This is a genomic window from Pseudomonas sp. S44, from assembly GCF_016624805.1.
GTDB lineage: Bacteria > Pseudomonadota > Gammaproteobacteria > Pseudomonadales > Pseudomonadaceae > Aquipseudomonas > Aquipseudomonas machongensis.
Genome location: NZ_JACVTY010000001.1, coordinates 342,415 through 357,723 on the forward strand (window position 1 = coordinate 342,415; position 15,309 = coordinate 357,723).

A 15,309-nucleotide genomic window follows, 5' to 3' on the forward strand; every position below is an offset into this window, starting at 1 on the left:
CCCGCGTGCGTGACTGCAATGGCTACTTCCCCAGGCGCGCTGAGGTCTCAACCTTGGCCTGACTGTTCGCAAGCCTCACGCAGCCGCGCCATGGCATCCGGCGCCATGGGCGCGGTCATCATTGATCTGTAGGTCCTGCACGCATCGCTCTGCTGGCGCTCAGGGCGCAGCTGCGAGGGGCTGCTGGAGCAACCCACGAGTGTGGCCAGCAGGGCCAGTGCGAACCAGGGCTTCATATCATTGCTCCACTGTCTGGTGTCGGACGGATGATAAGCCATGTTTCAGGGATGCACGGGTGTCCATGATTCGGATCAGCGTGTCCCGGTTCAGGTGCTATTCCCCTCCCGCCGCCCCCACCAGAATATCGGCTCCTTCCTGTTCGGATTCATCCCACATGCCTATGTTCCTGACCTCGGACGCAGTTTCCCTGCACTACAACGACTGGGGCCATGGCCGCCCTGTGGTGTTGATCCATGGCTGGCCGATGTCGTCTGCCAGCTGGGATTACCATGCCACCCGCCTGGCCGAGTCCGGTTACCGCGTAATCAGTTACGACCGCCGCGGTTTCGGGCGCTCCGACCAGCCCTGGAGCGGCTATGACTACGACACCCTCAGCGACGACCTCGCGCAACTGATCGAGCACCTGAACCTGCACGATGTGACGCTGGTGGGGTATTCGATGGGTAGCGGCGAAGTGGCGCGTTACCTGACCCGCCACGGCGACCGTCGAATCGCAGCGGCCGTGCTGCTGGCCGGGGTGACTCCGCAGCTGGCAAGCTCGCCAGGCAACCCCGACGGTATGACGCTGGCAGCCTTCGACGGCTTGATGCAGGCGTTGCGTCAGGATCGACAGCGCTTCTTTGGCGACTATGCGCAGGCCTCGTTCTCGGAGCCGGGGCTGCGTGACTGGTATCTGGCCCAGACCTACCAGTCCTCTGAGCGTGCTATCGCAGCCTGCGCCCAAGCCTGGTACGCCACCAATTTTCGCAAGGACCTGGCTGGAATCAAGGTGCCGACCTTGATCCTGCATGGCGCCCGCGATGACAGCGCCCCAGCCGCGACCACCGGCCGGCTGGCAGCGCAGATGATCGGGCATTCGCAATACCTCGAATATCCCGAAGCCGGCCATTACCTGCTGATCGAGCAAAAGGACGCCGTGCTCCACGATCTGCTGGCGTTCCTTGCGGGCGACAGGTCAATCGGCTGAGAACCCGTGGCTGAGTATCTGATCGGGGAAGGCTTCGCACAGGTAGTCGGTGAACGCCGTAACTTTGCGACTAACCAGCCGACGCGAGGCATGCAGGGCCCATAGCTCGATAGGCCTGTCGGGCATGCGTCCCCAGATCGACAGCTTCGCCAGTTGCTCGTCGCGCTGCAGCAAGGATCGGGGGATCAACGCAGCCCCCGCGCCGGCGAGCACTGCATCACGGATCATGATTAACGATGACAGGCGCAGGCGCACGTCCGGCATCACCGTGCCCAGGGTGTCACCGTCCTGGTAGTGCCAGGGGCCGTTATCGAACCGGTTGGCCAACGCCACGGCAGGTACTTCGGCGATCTCGCCGTCGCAGCTTGCGCTAGGCCGAGGCAAGGCTGCCGGCGCTACCAGCAGCATGTCATCGCGGGCAAAGCAGCGCCCCACCAGCAGCGCGTCCGCTTTTGGATTGACGCGAATCACCACGTCGTAACCATCCTCGACCAAGTCGACATTGCGATCCTCGGCAGTGATATCGAGACGTACCTGCGGGTATCGCCGGGCGAACCCTGCCGCGAGGCGGCCGAGCAGCGTGTGGGAGAACAGTACCGGCGCACTGACCCGCAAGTGGCCGCGCGGGCTGGTCTGCCCTGCCGAGACCAACTCGCCCGCCTCGAGGATATCGCCCAGCAAGCCATGGGTGCGCTCGTGCAACACCTGCCCTTCCTCGGTCAGACGCAACGACCGTGCCCCGCGCTCCAGAAGCCGAACGCCCAAGCTTTGCTCGAGGTCCATGACACGCCGCGAAAGCGTGGCCTTGGGACGTCCACTGAAGCGACTGGCCTTGCCGAAGCCGCCATGGGCCGCCACAAGATTGAAGTCCGCCAAGGCTGAAAGGTCCATGATCGATCCATTTATGAGACATTAAGTCCAAATATTAGAATCTATTTCGCAAATACGGAACACAATAAGCTGTGTCTCACGCGAACGCACCTCAACTCATCCGCAGGAGACACCTGATGACCTCGCTCTGGGACCCTATCCAGCTCGGCAAACTCCAACTGACACATCGCCTGGCCATGTCGCCCCTGACCCGCAGCCGTGCGCTGCCCGACGGCACACCAGGCCCGCTGGCAGCAGAATACTATGGCCAGCGCGCCTCACTGGGGCTGTTGATCAGCGAAGGTACACAACCCAGCGCCGACGGCCAGGGCTTTCTCGACTCCCCAGGGTTGCACAGCGATGCCCACGTGGCTGGCTGGCGTCGGGTCAGCGATGCGGTGCATGCCGGCGGCGGCCACCTGTTCATTCAGCTGATGCACGCCGGACGCATGTCACATCCATCCAATACCACCCATGGCCGTCAGGCTCTGGCGCCATCGGCTATCGCTCCAGACGCGCAGATCTTTACACCTCAGGGCATGCAGCAAGTGCCGACGCCACGCGCCATGAGCGAGCAGGACATTCGGACTACCGTGGACGATTTCCGTCAGGCTGCAGCCCGTGCCATCGAAGCGGGTGCTGACGGCGTGGAGATCCACGGCGCCAACGGTTACCTGATCCAGCAGTTCCTGGCTGTCAATGCCAACCAGCGGGACGACGCCTATGGCGGCTCCATCCAGCGACGACTGCGCTTCGCACTCGAAGTGGTCGATGCCGTGGTGGCCGAGATCGGCGCCGAGCGTACGGGTATTCGCCTGTCGCCAGGCTCCGCGCTGGGTGGCATCGCCGAGGGCCCGGAGCATGCCGAGCTGTACCGCATGCTGGTTACCGAGCTGGCACAACGCAACCTGGCTTACCTGCACCTGGCCCACAACGGCGACGACGCCCTGCTCAAGACACTGCGCCAGGCATGGCCAGGCGTACTGCTGGTCAACCGGGTGAACCGCGCCCGCGAACACCTGGCAGCTGACATCGAGGCCGGGCTTGCCGATATGGCACCCGTCGGGCGCTGGGCGCTGGCCAACCCGGATCTGGTGCAGCGCCTGCGTGACGAGCTACCGCTGAACGAAGCCGACCCGCAAACTTTCTATGGAGGCGGCGCCAAGGGATATACGGATTATCCGGTACTGACGTTCTGATCAGATAACCCAGAAAACCCGCCCATCACTGAATGGGCGGGTTTGTATGTTCACCCTAGGATTCAGCCCAACAGCTCATCGGCCACTTGATCAACGGCACCCTTGGTGATGTTCACAATCAAGTCCGCCTCAGCCTCGGTGAGAATCAATGGCGGGGCGAAGCCGAGGATGTCGCCATGGGGCATAGCCCGGGCGATCATGCCGTGCTCAAGGCAGGCCGCCGAGACTTTCGGGCCGACCTTCAAGGCCGCATCGAAGGGCGTGCGCTGTTCACGGTCGGCCATGAATTCGACGGCCGCAAGCATGCCTTCGCCGCGCACTTCACCCACCAACGGATGACCTTCCAGGGTTTCGCGCATCCGGCGGTTGAGATAGGCACCCACTTTGTCGGCATTTGCCGTGAGGTTTTCCCGCTCCAGGATGTCGAGGTTGGCCAGGGCCGCCGCCGCACAAATCGGATGCCCGGAGTAGGTCCAGCCATGCCCCATCGGGCCGTGGGACTCGGAGGCTTTCTCGATCACATCCCAGACTTTTTCGCCGACGATCACCGCCGAAAGCGGCGCATAGGCGCTGGTCAGGCCTTTGGCCGCGGTGATCAGGTCCGGACGCATGCCATAACGCTGGCTGCCCATCTTCGCCCCCAGGCGACCGAAGGCGCAGACCACTTCGTCGGCGATCAGCAGCACGTCGTATTTGTTCAGCACCGCCTGAATGGCCGCCCAATAGCCAGCCGGAGGAACGATGATGCCACCGGTGCCCATCAATGGCTCGCCGATGAACGCGGCCACAGTGTCCGGGCCTTCGGCCAGAATCATCTTTTCCAGCTCGTCGGCGCAATAACGCACGAAGGCCGCTTCATCCATGCCGGTGGGTGCCTTGCGATACCAGTGTGGGCACACGGTGTGCTTGATGCCCTCGGCCGGCAGGTCGAAATGCTGATGAAAGCTAGGCAGGCCGGTCAGGCTGCCGGTCATGATGCCCGAGCCGTGATAACCACGGTCACGAGAGATGATTTTCTTCTTCTGCGGCCGACCTCGCACGTTGTTGTAGTAACGCACCAGTTTGATCTGGGTTTCGTTGGCGTCGGAACCGGAGAGGCCGTAATAGACCTTTTTCATCCCTTCCGGCGCCCAGTCGATGATGCGGCTCGACAGTTCGATGATCGCCTCGGTCGAGTGGCCGACATAGGTGTGGTAGTACGCCAACTCCTTGGCCTGCTTGTAGATGGCGTCCGCCACTTCGGTGCGGCCGTAGCCGATGTTGACGCAATACAGGCCGGCAAAGGCGTCGATCAATTCGCGACCTTCGTGGTCGCGGATGCGGATGCCCGAAGCGCCCGTGATGATGCGCCCCTTGAGCGCACCGCTGGCATGGTCGTGGGCGTGGGTAGAGGGGTGCATGAAGTGGGCACGGTCTTGTTCGAACAGCGGGTCGAATTCTTGGTTCATGGCGATCTCCTGGGAACGGGCCTTAGAACTGGCCTTGATGGTGCAAGCAAAAGTATTTGGTTTCGACAAAGGCTTCGAAGCCCTCGGTGCCGCCTTCACGGCCCAGCCCCGAGGCTTTCATGCCACCGAACGGGATCGGATGGCCGGTGAACTTGACGCCGTTGACCGCGACCATGGCGTGGTCGAGTCGACGGATCAGCGGGTAGATCAGATCCAGGCGATTCGAGCAAATGTAGGCCGCCAGACCGTACTCGGTGTCGTTGGCCATCTCGATGGCCTGGTCGAGGGTGTCGAACGGCATCACCCCGGCAATCGGCGCGAAGTTCTCTTCACGGTAAATGCGCATTTGCGGCGTGACGTCGGCCAGCACCGTGGGCTGGTAGAACAGGCCGCCGAGGGCATGGGCTTCGCCGCCCACCAGCCGTTGCGCACCCTGTTGCAACGCATCGGCCACGCGCTCGGCAGTCACATCGAAGGCGGCCTGGTGCATCAACGGACCCACCTCCACCTGTTGCTCCCGCTCGCCTATCATCGCCGGACCGACCCGTAGCTCACGCACCGCCTCGGCAAAGCGCTCGAGAAACGCCGGATAGACCGAACGCTCGACCATGATCCGGTTGGCGGCGCAGCAATCCTGGCCGGAAGTCTGGAACTTGGCGGCCACCGCGACTTTCACCGCCCGTTGCAGATCGGCATCGGCGCAGACAATGAACGGCGCGTTGCCCCCCAGTTCCAGCGAGACTTTCTTCACCTCATGAGCAGCCGCTTGCAGGACCAACTTGCCGACGCGGGTGGAACCGGTGAAGCTCACCGAGCGCACGCGGGTGTCCTGCACCAGGGTTTGCATGGCCATCTGTGGTTCACCCAGCACCACGTTGAAGACCCCGGCGGGGAACCCGGCCTCTTCCGCGAGTTGCGCCAGGGCGAATGCCGAGTAAGGGGTTTCGTGGGCCGGCTTGACGACCACGGTGCAACCGGCGGCCAATGCGGCAGCGGCTTTTCGGGTGATCATGGCCGAGGGGAAATTCCACGGTGTCAGCAGTGCACAAACGCCGACCGGTTCCTTGACCGTACCCAGATGAGCGCCGGGAATGTGGCTGGGAATGTTCTGTCCATAGAGGCGTCGGGCTTCTTCGGCGAACCACGGAATGAAGCTCGCGGCGTAGGCGATTTCACCCCGGGATTCGGCCAGGGACTTGCCCTGCTCCAGGCTGAGAATCCGCGCCAGGTCTTCCTGATGTTCCAGGATCAACGCCGCCCAGCGCCGAAGAATCGTCCCGCGAGTCTCCAGGCTCTGCTCACGCCAGTCGGCAAATGCCCGGTGCGCGGCATCCACGGCGGCGACGATCTGCGGTTGATCGAGCATCGGCACATGGCCGATCAGTTTCTGATCAGCCGGGTTGTGCACGGCGATGCTGTTGCCACTGTCGCTGTGCAACCAATGGCCATCGACATAGCAGAGGGCTTTGAACAGAAGGGGATGTTTGTAGGTCATGGCATTCACTCCGAACCGTGTGCGTGGAGTTCATGCTAGGGCAGCGAGGCGTCGGGGAGTTGCGGTTTGGAGGGGGTCGTGCAGGTGGTTTTTTCTGATTGAGCAGGGTGTTTCGGAGGTTTTTGCGGCGGGGCTACCCCCATCCTGCAGGCCCGCTCGCACAGCTTGATCGGGGGTGTTGCAGGTTTCAGTAGTCCTGAGACAACTCCGCAGGCAAGGCGCCGGCCGTCTTGATGGTCTTGGTGACGATGTAGGTGAAGTACCGCTCGATCCCCAGGTCATCGAGCAGCAACTGATCGATGAATCGCTGGTAGTGATCAATGTCAGGCGCCTGGATCATCGCCATGTAATCCACACCGCCACCGGTGGCGTAACAGAACGCCACTTCCGGCGCGTCGTTCATCCGCTGTTCGAAGCGCCGCATGTCCTGCGCGGTGTGTCGGGCCAGGGTGATTTCCACCAGCACTTGCTGGCTCTTGAACACCGCGCCCCAATCGATCTGCGCGCGGTAGCCCTTGATCAGGCCTAGGGTTTCGAGCTTGCGCACGCGCTCCCAGGCCGGGGTAACCGACAGGTTGATCGCCTCGGCCAGGCTCGACTTGGTGATACGCCCGTCGCCAGCGAGGATCCGCAGGATTTTCAGGTCATAGCGATCGAGTTTGTGCATGGGCCAAGAAGCTCCTGAGTGAATGGCAACCCCTGAGGAAATCAACCCAGTGGCAGCGAGGCTGCCACTGGGCGGGGACAGTGTATTACTCCAGTATGTCCGCGATCACGGCAAGGGTATCGCCACACTGCACCAACCCCGGAAAATGCCGCGCCGCCAGCAGGCCGCCGCGTGCAGCACGATACTCCACCGGGGCCACGCCGCTGCGGGTGGCGTCGTGGACCCGGGCGATGACTTCGCCCTTGTCCACGCTGTCGCCCAGGTCGCGACACATTTCCAGCAGGCCGTCATGTTCGCTGGCGATGAAGCAATCACCGTCCGGCATGTCGAGCATGACCGACGGCCCCCTCTGCACCTCGCCCTGAAGAATACCCGCATGCACCAGCAAGTTACGCACGCCGCGCTCGGCAATCGCCACGCTGCGCGCGGTGGAGGAACCGCCACCGCCCAGTTCCGTGGTGACGAAGACCTTGCCCTGAGACTCGGCAGCCGTGTCGTACATCGCCCCGGCATCCAGCTCCAGCATCCGCATGCTGTATGGCGCATTGAACGCGCGCATGCCCGCCTCACATCGCGCCTGCTGCTGTTTGTCCGGCAGCACATGGCATGCGGCGAATGGCAGGAAATCCAGGGTGCGCCCGCCGGAGTGAATGTCCAGCACGAAGTCCGCCAGAGGCAGCAAAGTGCGGGTGAAATAGTCGGCGATCTTCTCGGTCACCGTGCCGTCCGGCTTGCCGGGAAAACTGCGGTTGAGGTTGCCCCTGTCGATGGGCGACGTGCGTCGCCCGGCACGGAACGCCGGGGTGTTCATGAACGGAATGATGATGACCCGCCCGCTGACCTCGGCGGCCGCCAGGCCCTGAGCCAGCTTGCTCAGGGCCACCGGACCTTCGTATTCGTCACCGTGGTTGCCACCGGTGAGCAGGGCCGTCGGCCCCTCCCCCCGCGCGATCACCGTGATCGGAATCATTACCGCGCCCCAGGCCGAATCATCCCGCGAATACGGCAACTTGAGAAACCCGTGCTGCACGCCTTCACGGCACAAATCCACCGTGGCGCTGATCGGGTTGGCAGGCAGATCGCTCATTGGCTCAATCCTTCACGAACAGTTGGCGTGGCACGTTGCACAGGGTTTCGACCCCCGTGTCGGTGATCAGAATACTTTCGGTGATTTCCAGGCCCCAATCGTCCATCCACAGGCCCGGCATGAAGTGGAAGGTCATGCCCGGTTGCAACACGCTGGTGTCGCCAGGACGCAGGCTCATGGTGCGCTCGCCCCAATCCGGCGGATAACTGATACCGATCGGGTAGCCACAACGGCTGTCCTTGTGGATGCCGAATTTCTCCAGCACCTTGAAGAACGCTACGGCGATGTCACCGGTGGTGTTGCCCGGCTTGGCCGCTTCCAGGCCTGCGGCGATGCCTTCGACCACGGCTTTCTCGCCCTCGAGGAAATGCTGCGGCGGCTTGCCCAGGAATACCGTGCGCGACAGCGGGCAGTGGTAACGCTTGTAGCAACCGGCAATCTCGAAGAAGGTCCCCGCGCCCTTTTCGAACGGCGAATCATCCCAGGTCAGGTGCGGCGCACTGGCGTCGGCACCGGTCGGCAACAAGGGCACGATGGCTGGGTAATCACCGCCATGGCCATCGGCACCCTGGATGCCGCTGCTGTAGATTTCGGCCACCAATTCGTTCTTGCGCAGGCCCGGTTCGATCCGTTCAAGGATCCGCCCGTGCATGTTTTCCACGATGCGTGCGGCAATGCGCATGTAGGCGATTTCCTGCGGCGACTTGACTGCCCGCTGCCAGTTCACTAACCCGGCCGCATCGATCAGCCGGGCCTTGGGCAGATGTTTCTGCAACGACAGGAAGGCTGCGGCGCTGAAATAGTAGTTATCCATTTCGACACCGATGGTCAGCGCGTCCCAACCACGGGCAGCGATCACTTCCCGCGACAGGTAGTCCATGGGATGCCGCTCCCGGGACTGCACGTAGATGTCCGGGTAACCGACGATGTTGTCCTGCTGCATGAACACCGTGCGCCTGGCGCCGTTGGCGTCCTGGCCGCGGCCGAACCAGACCGGCTCGCCATCCATCGCCAGCAGCACGCACTGGTGAACATAAAACGACCAACCGTCGTAGCCGGTCAGCCACGCCATGTTCGACGGATCGGTGACCAGCAACAGCTCGATGCCCTGGGCCTGCATGGCCACTCGCACCTTGGCCAGCCGCTGGGCGTATTCCTCCCGGCTGAACGGGAGATTGACGACTATCTGAGACATGCACCTGCCCTCTTGTAGATGAAGCGGGGTAAATGACGCGCGGACAAAAAAACCCTTAGCTGCCGAACTGGACGCCCGCGCCCGCCGAGCGCGCTCGCTCGAACGCGAGATTGGCCATGGCGGTATCCTGGGCGCCGGTACCGGTGAGGTCGCACAGGGTGACCTGCGAGGCGTCCGTGCGACCGGGGCGTTGACCGGCCAGCACCTGGCCCAATTCGGCGAAGTTCGATTCGTCGCTGACGACGCCCGCCGCGAGGGCGTGATGCAACTCGCCGAGGATGCGGGTCTGGCTCAGTCGATCGGCCACGTAGCGGTCGACCTGTGCCAGCACCTGTGGGGAGATTTCGTTCTTGTGCTCGGCATCCGAGCCCATGGCGGTGATGTGCAGACCGGGATGCAGATGGCGCACATCGATCAACGGCTCGCGACTTGGCGTGCAGGTGATGGCGATATCCACCTCGACCATGGCTTCGTCGAGGGTGGCGCAAGGCTTGACCGCCAGACCGGTGTCACGGGTCAATTCCACGCTGAAGGCCTGCGCCTTGGCCAAGTCCCGCGCCCACACCCGCACGTTGTCGATGGGGCGCACCAGGCGCAGGGCCTGCAACTGCAACGCAGCTTGCTCGCCAGCGCCGATCAGCGCCACGCTGCGGCTGTCCGATCGCGACAATGCCCGCGCCGCCACCGCCCCGGCCGCGGCCGTACGCACCGCCGTCAGGTAACCGTTATCCAGCAACAAGGCATCCAGCAGACCGGTGCGCGCCGACAACAGCATCATCATGCCGTTGAGGCTGGGCAGGCCGAGTTTCGGGTTGTCGAAAAAGCCCGGGCTGACCTTGATCGCAAAGCGCTCCAGCCCCGGCAGGTAGGCGGTCTTCACGTCCACTTCGCCGTTGTGCTCGGGGATGTCCAGACGCAGGATCGGTGGCATCGCCACGGCGGCGGTGGCCAGCAGCACGAAGGCCTGCTCGACGGCTTCGATACTGGGCAGATCCAGCGCCACACAGGCGCGCAGATCGGCTTCGCTCAACAGGGTGATTTCACTCATCAACGGGCGCTCCCATGACGTCGTTATTGTTCGGTTTCATGCCTCGGCTCCTGCGAGTACCCGCAGGTGCTGATCGGTGTCGACGTTGCGTCCGCTGATCACCACCACGACCGGGCCACGAGGCTCGATCAGGCCTTCGAGCAGCGCGGCGATTCCCACAGCAGCCGCGCCTTCCAGCACCTGGCGCTCTTCGCGATAGGCGTGGCGCATGGCGTTGGCGATGGAGGCTTCGCTGAGCAAATGCAGGTGATCGCAGGTATCGCGGGTCATGCTGAAGGTGTATTGGTTGTCCAGACCGATACCGCCGCCGAGGGAATCGGCCAGCGTCGGCAGCTCTTCGACTTCCAGCGGATGGCCGGCGGCGAGGCTGGCGTGCATCGCCGCGCCACGCTGCATGCTGATGCCGTGGGTGACGATCTGCGGGTTGGCGGTTTTCAGCGCCAGCGCCACGCCGGCGAACAGGCCACCGCCGGACAACGGCACCAGGACCTGGGCGACGTCCGGTCGCTGCTCGAGGATCTCCAGCCCCAACGTGCCCTGGCCGGCGATGATCGCCGGATGATCGAACGGCGGCAGCAGGATCGCACCCTGCTCGGCGGCAAGGCGCTCGGCTTCACGCTGGGCGTCATCCTGGGAGTTGCCGACGATGCATACGTGGGCCCCAAGATCGCGAATCGCCCGCACCTTGTTTGCCGGTACCCGTTGCGACAGGCAGATCGTCGCCTTCACGCCCTGGCGGGAAGCCGCATAAGCCAATGCGCGACCGTGATTACCGGTCGACGCCGCCACAACACCTCGTTGTTTTTCTTCAGCACTGAGTTGCGCCACGGCATTGCTCGCACCGCGCAACTTGAAGCTGCCGGTGATCTGCTGGGACTCGAGCTTGAGGTAGACCGGCACGCCCACCAGCCGAGACAGGCTGGGCGAATGCTCCATGGGCGTGCGTCGCACCAGCGCTTCGATACGCTGGCGGGCGAGGTAGATATCGTTGAGCTGTGGCGTTGGCATGACCGCGTCCCGATAAGATATTGGGCGCAGTCTAAGAGGCCAGGATTGTCGCGCTGAATGTACTAGGTCAATTCAGGACAACTTTTTTCGGCGTCTGTTTTCCCGCTCAGAAGTCATGGATACGTGGGTACTGACCAAAGATTTCACGCATGTTGATCAAGGCTTCGCGCGCGTCCTCGTCGCTGCATTCGGCGCCAACACACACCCTCACCGCCCGTGCCCTGGGTGTGCCACGCACGGTGAACGGGTCAGGCGGCGTGACGGCAATATGCCGATGGCGCAGGGCCCGCACGAGGCTGTCGACCTCCCAATGCGGCGGGATACCGACCCAGGCATTCAAGGCATGGGGATGTTGGCCCAGCACGAACTCCCCCAGGTATTCGCTGACCATCGCCTGGCGCACCGAAAGCAACTGGCGCTGCAAGCGCAGCAGCGTGTCGGCGCGACCATCGCGAATCCAGCGCGTGGCAATCTCCGAGACCATCGGCGTGCCCATCCAGCTGTTGACCCGCAGGATGCTCTCGGTACGCAGTGCCAGGCGCTTGGGCATGACCAGATAACCCACGCGCAAACCGGTCAGCACCGACTTGGTCATGCTGGTGCAGTAGAAGGACAGCTCCGGCAGGTAATGACTGATCGGCGGAGCGTGGCGCTCTTCGAGCAACGGGCCGTACACATCGTCCTCGATGATGTGCACGCCGAAGCGCCGGGCAATCTCGGCGATCTCCCGGCGGCGACTGTCCGGCATCAGCGTGGTGGTGGGGTTGTTCAGGTTCGGCGTGCACACCAGCGCAGTAATGCGCTCATTGCTGCACATGTCTTCGAAGTGCTCGGGATCGATGCCGTGGCGGTCCATTTCGAGCCCCTTGAGGGTGAACCCCAGCACTTGGGAATTGCCGATGACGCCGTGATCGGTTCTGCCTTCGCATAACACCACATCGTCGGGCCCGGCCAGAGAGGCCAGGGCGAGGAAGATCGCATGGGCCGCGCCGTTGGTGATCAGGATGTCGTCACGTTCGACCCGCAGGCCCAGGCGGCCGATCCATTGCATGGCCGCCTCGCGGTGGGACTCGAACCCGGCGATGGGGCGAAAGGCGTGAATCCACGGCTGATCTTCCTCGGTGCTGAGCTCCCGGCAGGTATCGCGCCAGACCTGGTCGTGCTCGCGGGTATGGAGGATGCGTGCTATGGAAAAATCCACCAGCGCTCGCTCGGGGCTGTCGAGAATGTAAGTCGCGACCCGGTCGCTCATGCGCCGCGAAACGAAGCTGCCGCGCCCTACTTCACAACGCACCAGGCCCTGGCGCTCAAGCTCCTTGTAGGCATTGGTCACGGTCTGCACGCTGATGCCCATGGCATCGGCCACATTGCGCTGCGCAGGCAGGCGTTGATCGTTGGCCAACAAGCCCTGTTCGATGTCGTCGGCAATCGCCTGAACCAGAATCTTGTATTTCGACTCGCCGCTGCGGGCGATTTCCAGTGCTGCTTTCCACTTGTCCATCGGCGTAGAACCCGCGTGTTTCCCAGTGCCGACAGCATCCCGCGAGAATCCGTGCAAAGCAATTGTCCTAGTGCAATGCAATGTCGTGTAGGGCTTTTGTATGCTCGTTCCAAGGTCGATGCCCGGACTTCTCGGCAAGCCCGAACAATAAAACCAATCGATCTGTACGGCTGCAGTGCCCAAGCCCTGGTATCAGCTTTCGTGCGCTTTGCTCTTGTCACACTGCCTCCTAACACAGAGCCGTCATAGACGGGTCCACAAGAAACAGGAGATTTTATCGATGAGCAATTCCTTTCCCCGCAAGCCCTATGGTTTACGCCACCTGTTCGTGGCGTGCGCAATGTTCGGCCTCGCCGCCAGCGCCCACGCCGCCACGACGCTGGAAACCATCACCAAAAACAGCAAAATCCGGATCGGCTACGCCAACGAAACCCCGTTCGCCTTCACCGAAACCGACGGCCGGGTCACCGGTGAATCGCCGGAAATTGCCAAGGCCATCTTCGCCAGGATGGGCATCAAGCAGGTCGACGGCGTGTTGACCGAATGGGGCTCCCTGATCCCGGGCCTGCGTGCCGGGCGTTTCGATGTGATTGCCGCCGGCATGTACATCACTCCGGAACGCTGCAAACAGGTGATTTTCACCGACCCGCAATACCAGCTGCCCGATGCGCTTCTGACTGCCAAAGGCAACCCGAAGAATCTGCACAGCTATGAAGACATCGTGAAGAATCCGGAGGTGAAACTGGCGATCATGGCCGGTACCGTTAACCTGAAATATGCCCGGGATTCCGGCGTGAAAGAGGCCCAGATCCTCCAGGTACCGGACACCACTGCCCAGTTGCAAGCCGTGCGCGCCGGCCGCGCCGATGCCGCCGTGGGCACTCAGCTGACCATGAAGGGCCTGGCCGCCAAGGGCGGTGAGAAGGTCGAAGCGGTCACCGAGTTCAAGGACGATCCGTCACACACCGGCTACGGCGCCCTCGCCTTCCGCCCGGAAGACAAGGACCTGCGCGATGCGGTCAACGCCGAACTGAAAAAGTGGCTGGGCTCCGAAGAGCACCTCAAGACGGTCGCGCCGTTCGGTTTCGACAAATCCAACGTGACAAGCAAAACGGCTGCAGAGCTCTGCGCTCAATAGTCGAAACAGGCATGGCGCTGCCATGGCGCGATGCCTATTTCCCTGCTTAATCGGGATGCTGAACCATGGGTGAGTTACTTCCGCTGTTGATACAGGGCGCCTGGGTCACTATCCAGGTGACGTTCTTCGGTTCGCTGCTCGCGATTGTCGCGGCCATTCTTGCGGCGCTCGGGCGCATGTCGCCGTGGCGGCTGGTGAGCTGGTTCTCTGTCACTTACATCGAAGTGTTTCGCGGTACTTCGTTGCTGGTGCAACTGTTCTGGCTGTTTTTCGTGTTGCCGCTGCCGCCGTTCAACCTGGAGCTGAGCCCCTACGCCGTGGCGATTGTCGGACTTGGCCTGCACATCGGCGCTTACGGTGCGGAGGTGATGCGCGGTGCGATCAGCTCCGTGGCCAAGGGTCAATACGAAGCGGCGACCGCGTTGAACTTCAGTGCCTACAAGCGCTTTCGCCGGATCATTCTGCCCCAGGCGCTGCTGGCCGCGATTCCCCCCGGCACCAACCTGCTGATCGAGCTGCTGAAAAACACCTCGCTGGTGTCGCTGATTACCCTGTCCGACCTGAGTTTCCGCGCTCGGCAACTGGATCAGGCTACCTTCCAGACCCTGGAAATTTTCAGCCTGGCACTGGTGATGTATTTCATCCTCGCCCAGGCGATCAACCTCGGCATGCGCGCAATTGAGCGTCGCCTGGCACGTGGCCGGATGCGTGGAGGCCTGTCATGAATCTGTTCGACTGGACGTATGCCTGGCAGATCCTGCCCGATCTGCTGCGCGCCTCGCTCAACACCGTGGGCATTACCCTGATCGGCTTCCTCATCGCCATCGTGCTGGGGCTGTTCCTCGCCATCGGCCGGCGCAGCCGCCTGTACTGGCTGTCGTGGCCGATCGCCGGGACGATCGAGTTCATCCGCAGCACGCCGCTGCTGATCCAGGTGTATTTCCTCTACTACGTGCTGCCCAACTACGGGGTGAGCATGACCGCCATGCAAGTGGGGATCATCGGCATCGGCGTGCATTACGCCTGCTACATCGCCGAGGTCTACCGCGGTGGGCTGGACGCGGTGCCACGGGCGCAATGGGAAGCCGTCACCGCGCTGAACATCGCGCCGTACAGCGCCTACCGCAACATCATCCTGCCCCAGGCCCTGCGGCCGATTCTACCGCCACTGGGCAACTATCTGGTGGCGATGCTCAAGGACACACCGGTGCTGTCGGCCATTACCGTGGTGGAAATCATGCAGCAGGCCAAGAACATCGGCTCCGAGAACTTCCGCTATCTGGAACCGATCACCATGGTCGGCCTGTTTTTCCTCGCCCTGAGCATCGCCCTGGCTTATCTGGTACGGCGCCTGGAACTGCGCCTGGAGCTACGCTAATGACTTCTCCACTCTCGACTTCCCACGACCTTTCCCGGCGCGGCAATCTGACACCGCTGCATTTGCAG

The 15,309-nt window shown here is 62.7% G+C and carries 15 protein-coding genes; 5 read left to right on the top strand and 10 right to left on the bottom strand.

All coding sequences use genetic code 11. The annotated features are described in order from the left end of the window. Positions 1 to 47: 47 nt before the first annotated feature. The gene (locus tag IAE40_RS01425) at positions 48 to 236 is read right to left on the bottom strand and encodes a hypothetical protein (protein WP_125929855.1); all 189 of its coding nucleotides are present in this window, start codon (positions 234 to 236) and stop codon (positions 48 to 50) included. Between the two features lie 158 nt (positions 237 to 394). On the opposite strand from IAE40_RS01425, the gene IAE40_RS01430 reads away from it, so the two are divergent. Next, positions 395 to 1,207 (top strand): alpha/beta fold hydrolase, encoded by an 813-nt coding sequence (locus tag IAE40_RS01430; RefSeq protein ID WP_197889677.1) that lies wholly within the window; start codon positions 395 to 397, stop codon positions 1,205 to 1,207. Here IAE40_RS01430 and IAE40_RS01435 read toward each other — a convergent pair. Then, positions 1,196 to 2,098, bottom strand: a complete 903-nt coding sequence (locus tag IAE40_RS01435) for a LysR family transcriptional regulator (RefSeq protein ID WP_200602491.1) — start codon at positions 2,096 to 2,098, stop codon at positions 1,196 to 1,198. The genes IAE40_RS01430 and IAE40_RS01435 overlap by 12 nt on opposite strands. A 116-nt stretch (positions 2,099 to 2,214) precedes the next feature. Between IAE40_RS01435 and IAE40_RS01440 the strand changes: the two genes are divergently transcribed. Further along, positions 2,215 to 3,276, top strand: coding sequence for an alkene reductase (locus IAE40_RS01440; RefSeq protein ID WP_200602492.1), 1,062 nt, complete (start codon positions 2,215 to 2,217; stop codon positions 3,274 to 3,276). A 62-nt stretch (positions 3,277 to 3,338) separates the two neighbouring features. On the opposite strand, the gene IAE40_RS01445 is transcribed toward IAE40_RS01440, so the two are convergent. The 8 genes from IAE40_RS01445 to ehuR form a co-directional block, all read right to left on the bottom strand. Continuing rightward, on the bottom strand, positions 3,339 to 4,724 hold the full coding sequence (locus IAE40_RS01445; protein ID WP_200602493.1) for an aspartate aminotransferase family protein: 1,386 nt from the start codon (positions 4,722 to 4,724) through the stop codon (positions 3,339 to 3,341). A gap of 22 nt (positions 4,725 to 4,746) precedes the next feature. Next, a complete protein-coding gene (locus IAE40_RS01450; protein WP_200602494.1) occupies positions 4,747 to 6,219 on the bottom strand; it encodes an NAD-dependent succinate-semialdehyde dehydrogenase in 1,473 nt (490 codons plus the stop codon). Between the two features lie 187 nt (positions 6,220 to 6,406). After that, entirely contained in the window at positions 6,407 to 6,886 is a 480-nt protein-coding gene (locus tag IAE40_RS01455) for an Lrp/AsnC family transcriptional regulator (RefSeq protein WP_065862861.1), read from the bottom strand. Positions 6,887 to 6,971: 85 nt separating this feature from the next. Then, complete coding sequence (gene doeB, locus IAE40_RS01460) at positions 6,972 to 7,973, bottom strand: N(2)-acetyl-L-2,4-diaminobutanoate deacetylase DoeB (protein WP_054891359.1); 1,002 nt, start codon at positions 7,971 to 7,973, stop codon at positions 6,972 to 6,974. 4 nt (positions 7,974 to 7,977) lie between these two features. Then, complete coding sequence (gene doeA, locus IAE40_RS01465; protein ID WP_151924730.1) at positions 7,978 to 9,168, bottom strand: ectoine hydrolase DoeA; 1,191 nt, start codon at positions 9,166 to 9,168, stop codon at positions 7,978 to 7,980. Positions 9,169 to 9,223: 55 nt separating this feature from the next. Next, entirely contained in the window at positions 9,224 to 10,216 is a 993-nt protein-coding gene (gene eutC, locus IAE40_RS01470) for an ectoine utilization protein EutC (protein WP_200602495.1), read from the bottom strand. Positions 10,217 to 10,252: 36 nt separating this feature from the next. Further along, positions 10,253 to 11,224, bottom strand: a complete 972-nt coding sequence (eutB, locus tag IAE40_RS01475) for a hydroxyectoine utilization dehydratase EutB (protein WP_200602496.1) — start codon at positions 11,222 to 11,224, stop codon at positions 10,253 to 10,255. Positions 11,225 to 11,330: 106 nt separating this feature from the next. After that, positions 11,331 to 12,725 (bottom strand): MocR-like ectoine utilization transcription factor EhuR, encoded by a 1,395-nt coding sequence (gene ehuR, locus IAE40_RS01480; protein ID WP_112898206.1) that lies wholly within the window; start codon positions 12,723 to 12,725, stop codon positions 11,331 to 11,333. Between the two features lie 280 nt (positions 12,726 to 13,005). Between ehuR and ehuB the strand changes: the two genes are divergently transcribed. The 3 genes from ehuB to ehuD all read left to right on the top strand — a co-directional run bounded on the left by ehuB (position 13,006) and on the right by ehuD (position 15,241). Then, positions 13,006 to 13,863: an ectoine/hydroxyectoine ABC transporter substrate-binding protein EhuB gene (ehuB, locus tag IAE40_RS01485; RefSeq protein WP_200602497.1), complete on the top strand. Its 858-nt coding sequence runs from the start codon at positions 13,006 to 13,008 to the stop codon at positions 13,861 to 13,863. A gap of 65 nt (positions 13,864 to 13,928) precedes the next feature. Next, positions 13,929 to 14,588 carry an ectoine/hydroxyectoine ABC transporter permease subunit EhuC gene (gene ehuC, locus IAE40_RS01490; protein WP_063544843.1) on the top strand — a complete coding sequence of 220 codons (660 nt, stop codon included), beginning with the start codon at positions 13,929 to 13,931 and terminating at the stop codon, positions 14,586 to 14,588. Beyond that, positions 14,585 to 15,241 carry an ectoine/hydroxyectoine ABC transporter permease subunit EhuD gene (ehuD, locus tag IAE40_RS01495; RefSeq protein WP_065862854.1) on the top strand — a complete coding sequence of 219 codons (657 nt, stop codon included), beginning with the start codon at positions 14,585 to 14,587 and terminating at the stop codon, positions 15,239 to 15,241. The genes ehuC and ehuD overlap by 4 nt, the downstream gene beginning before the upstream one ends. Positions 15,242 to 15,309: the final 68 nt, after the last annotated feature.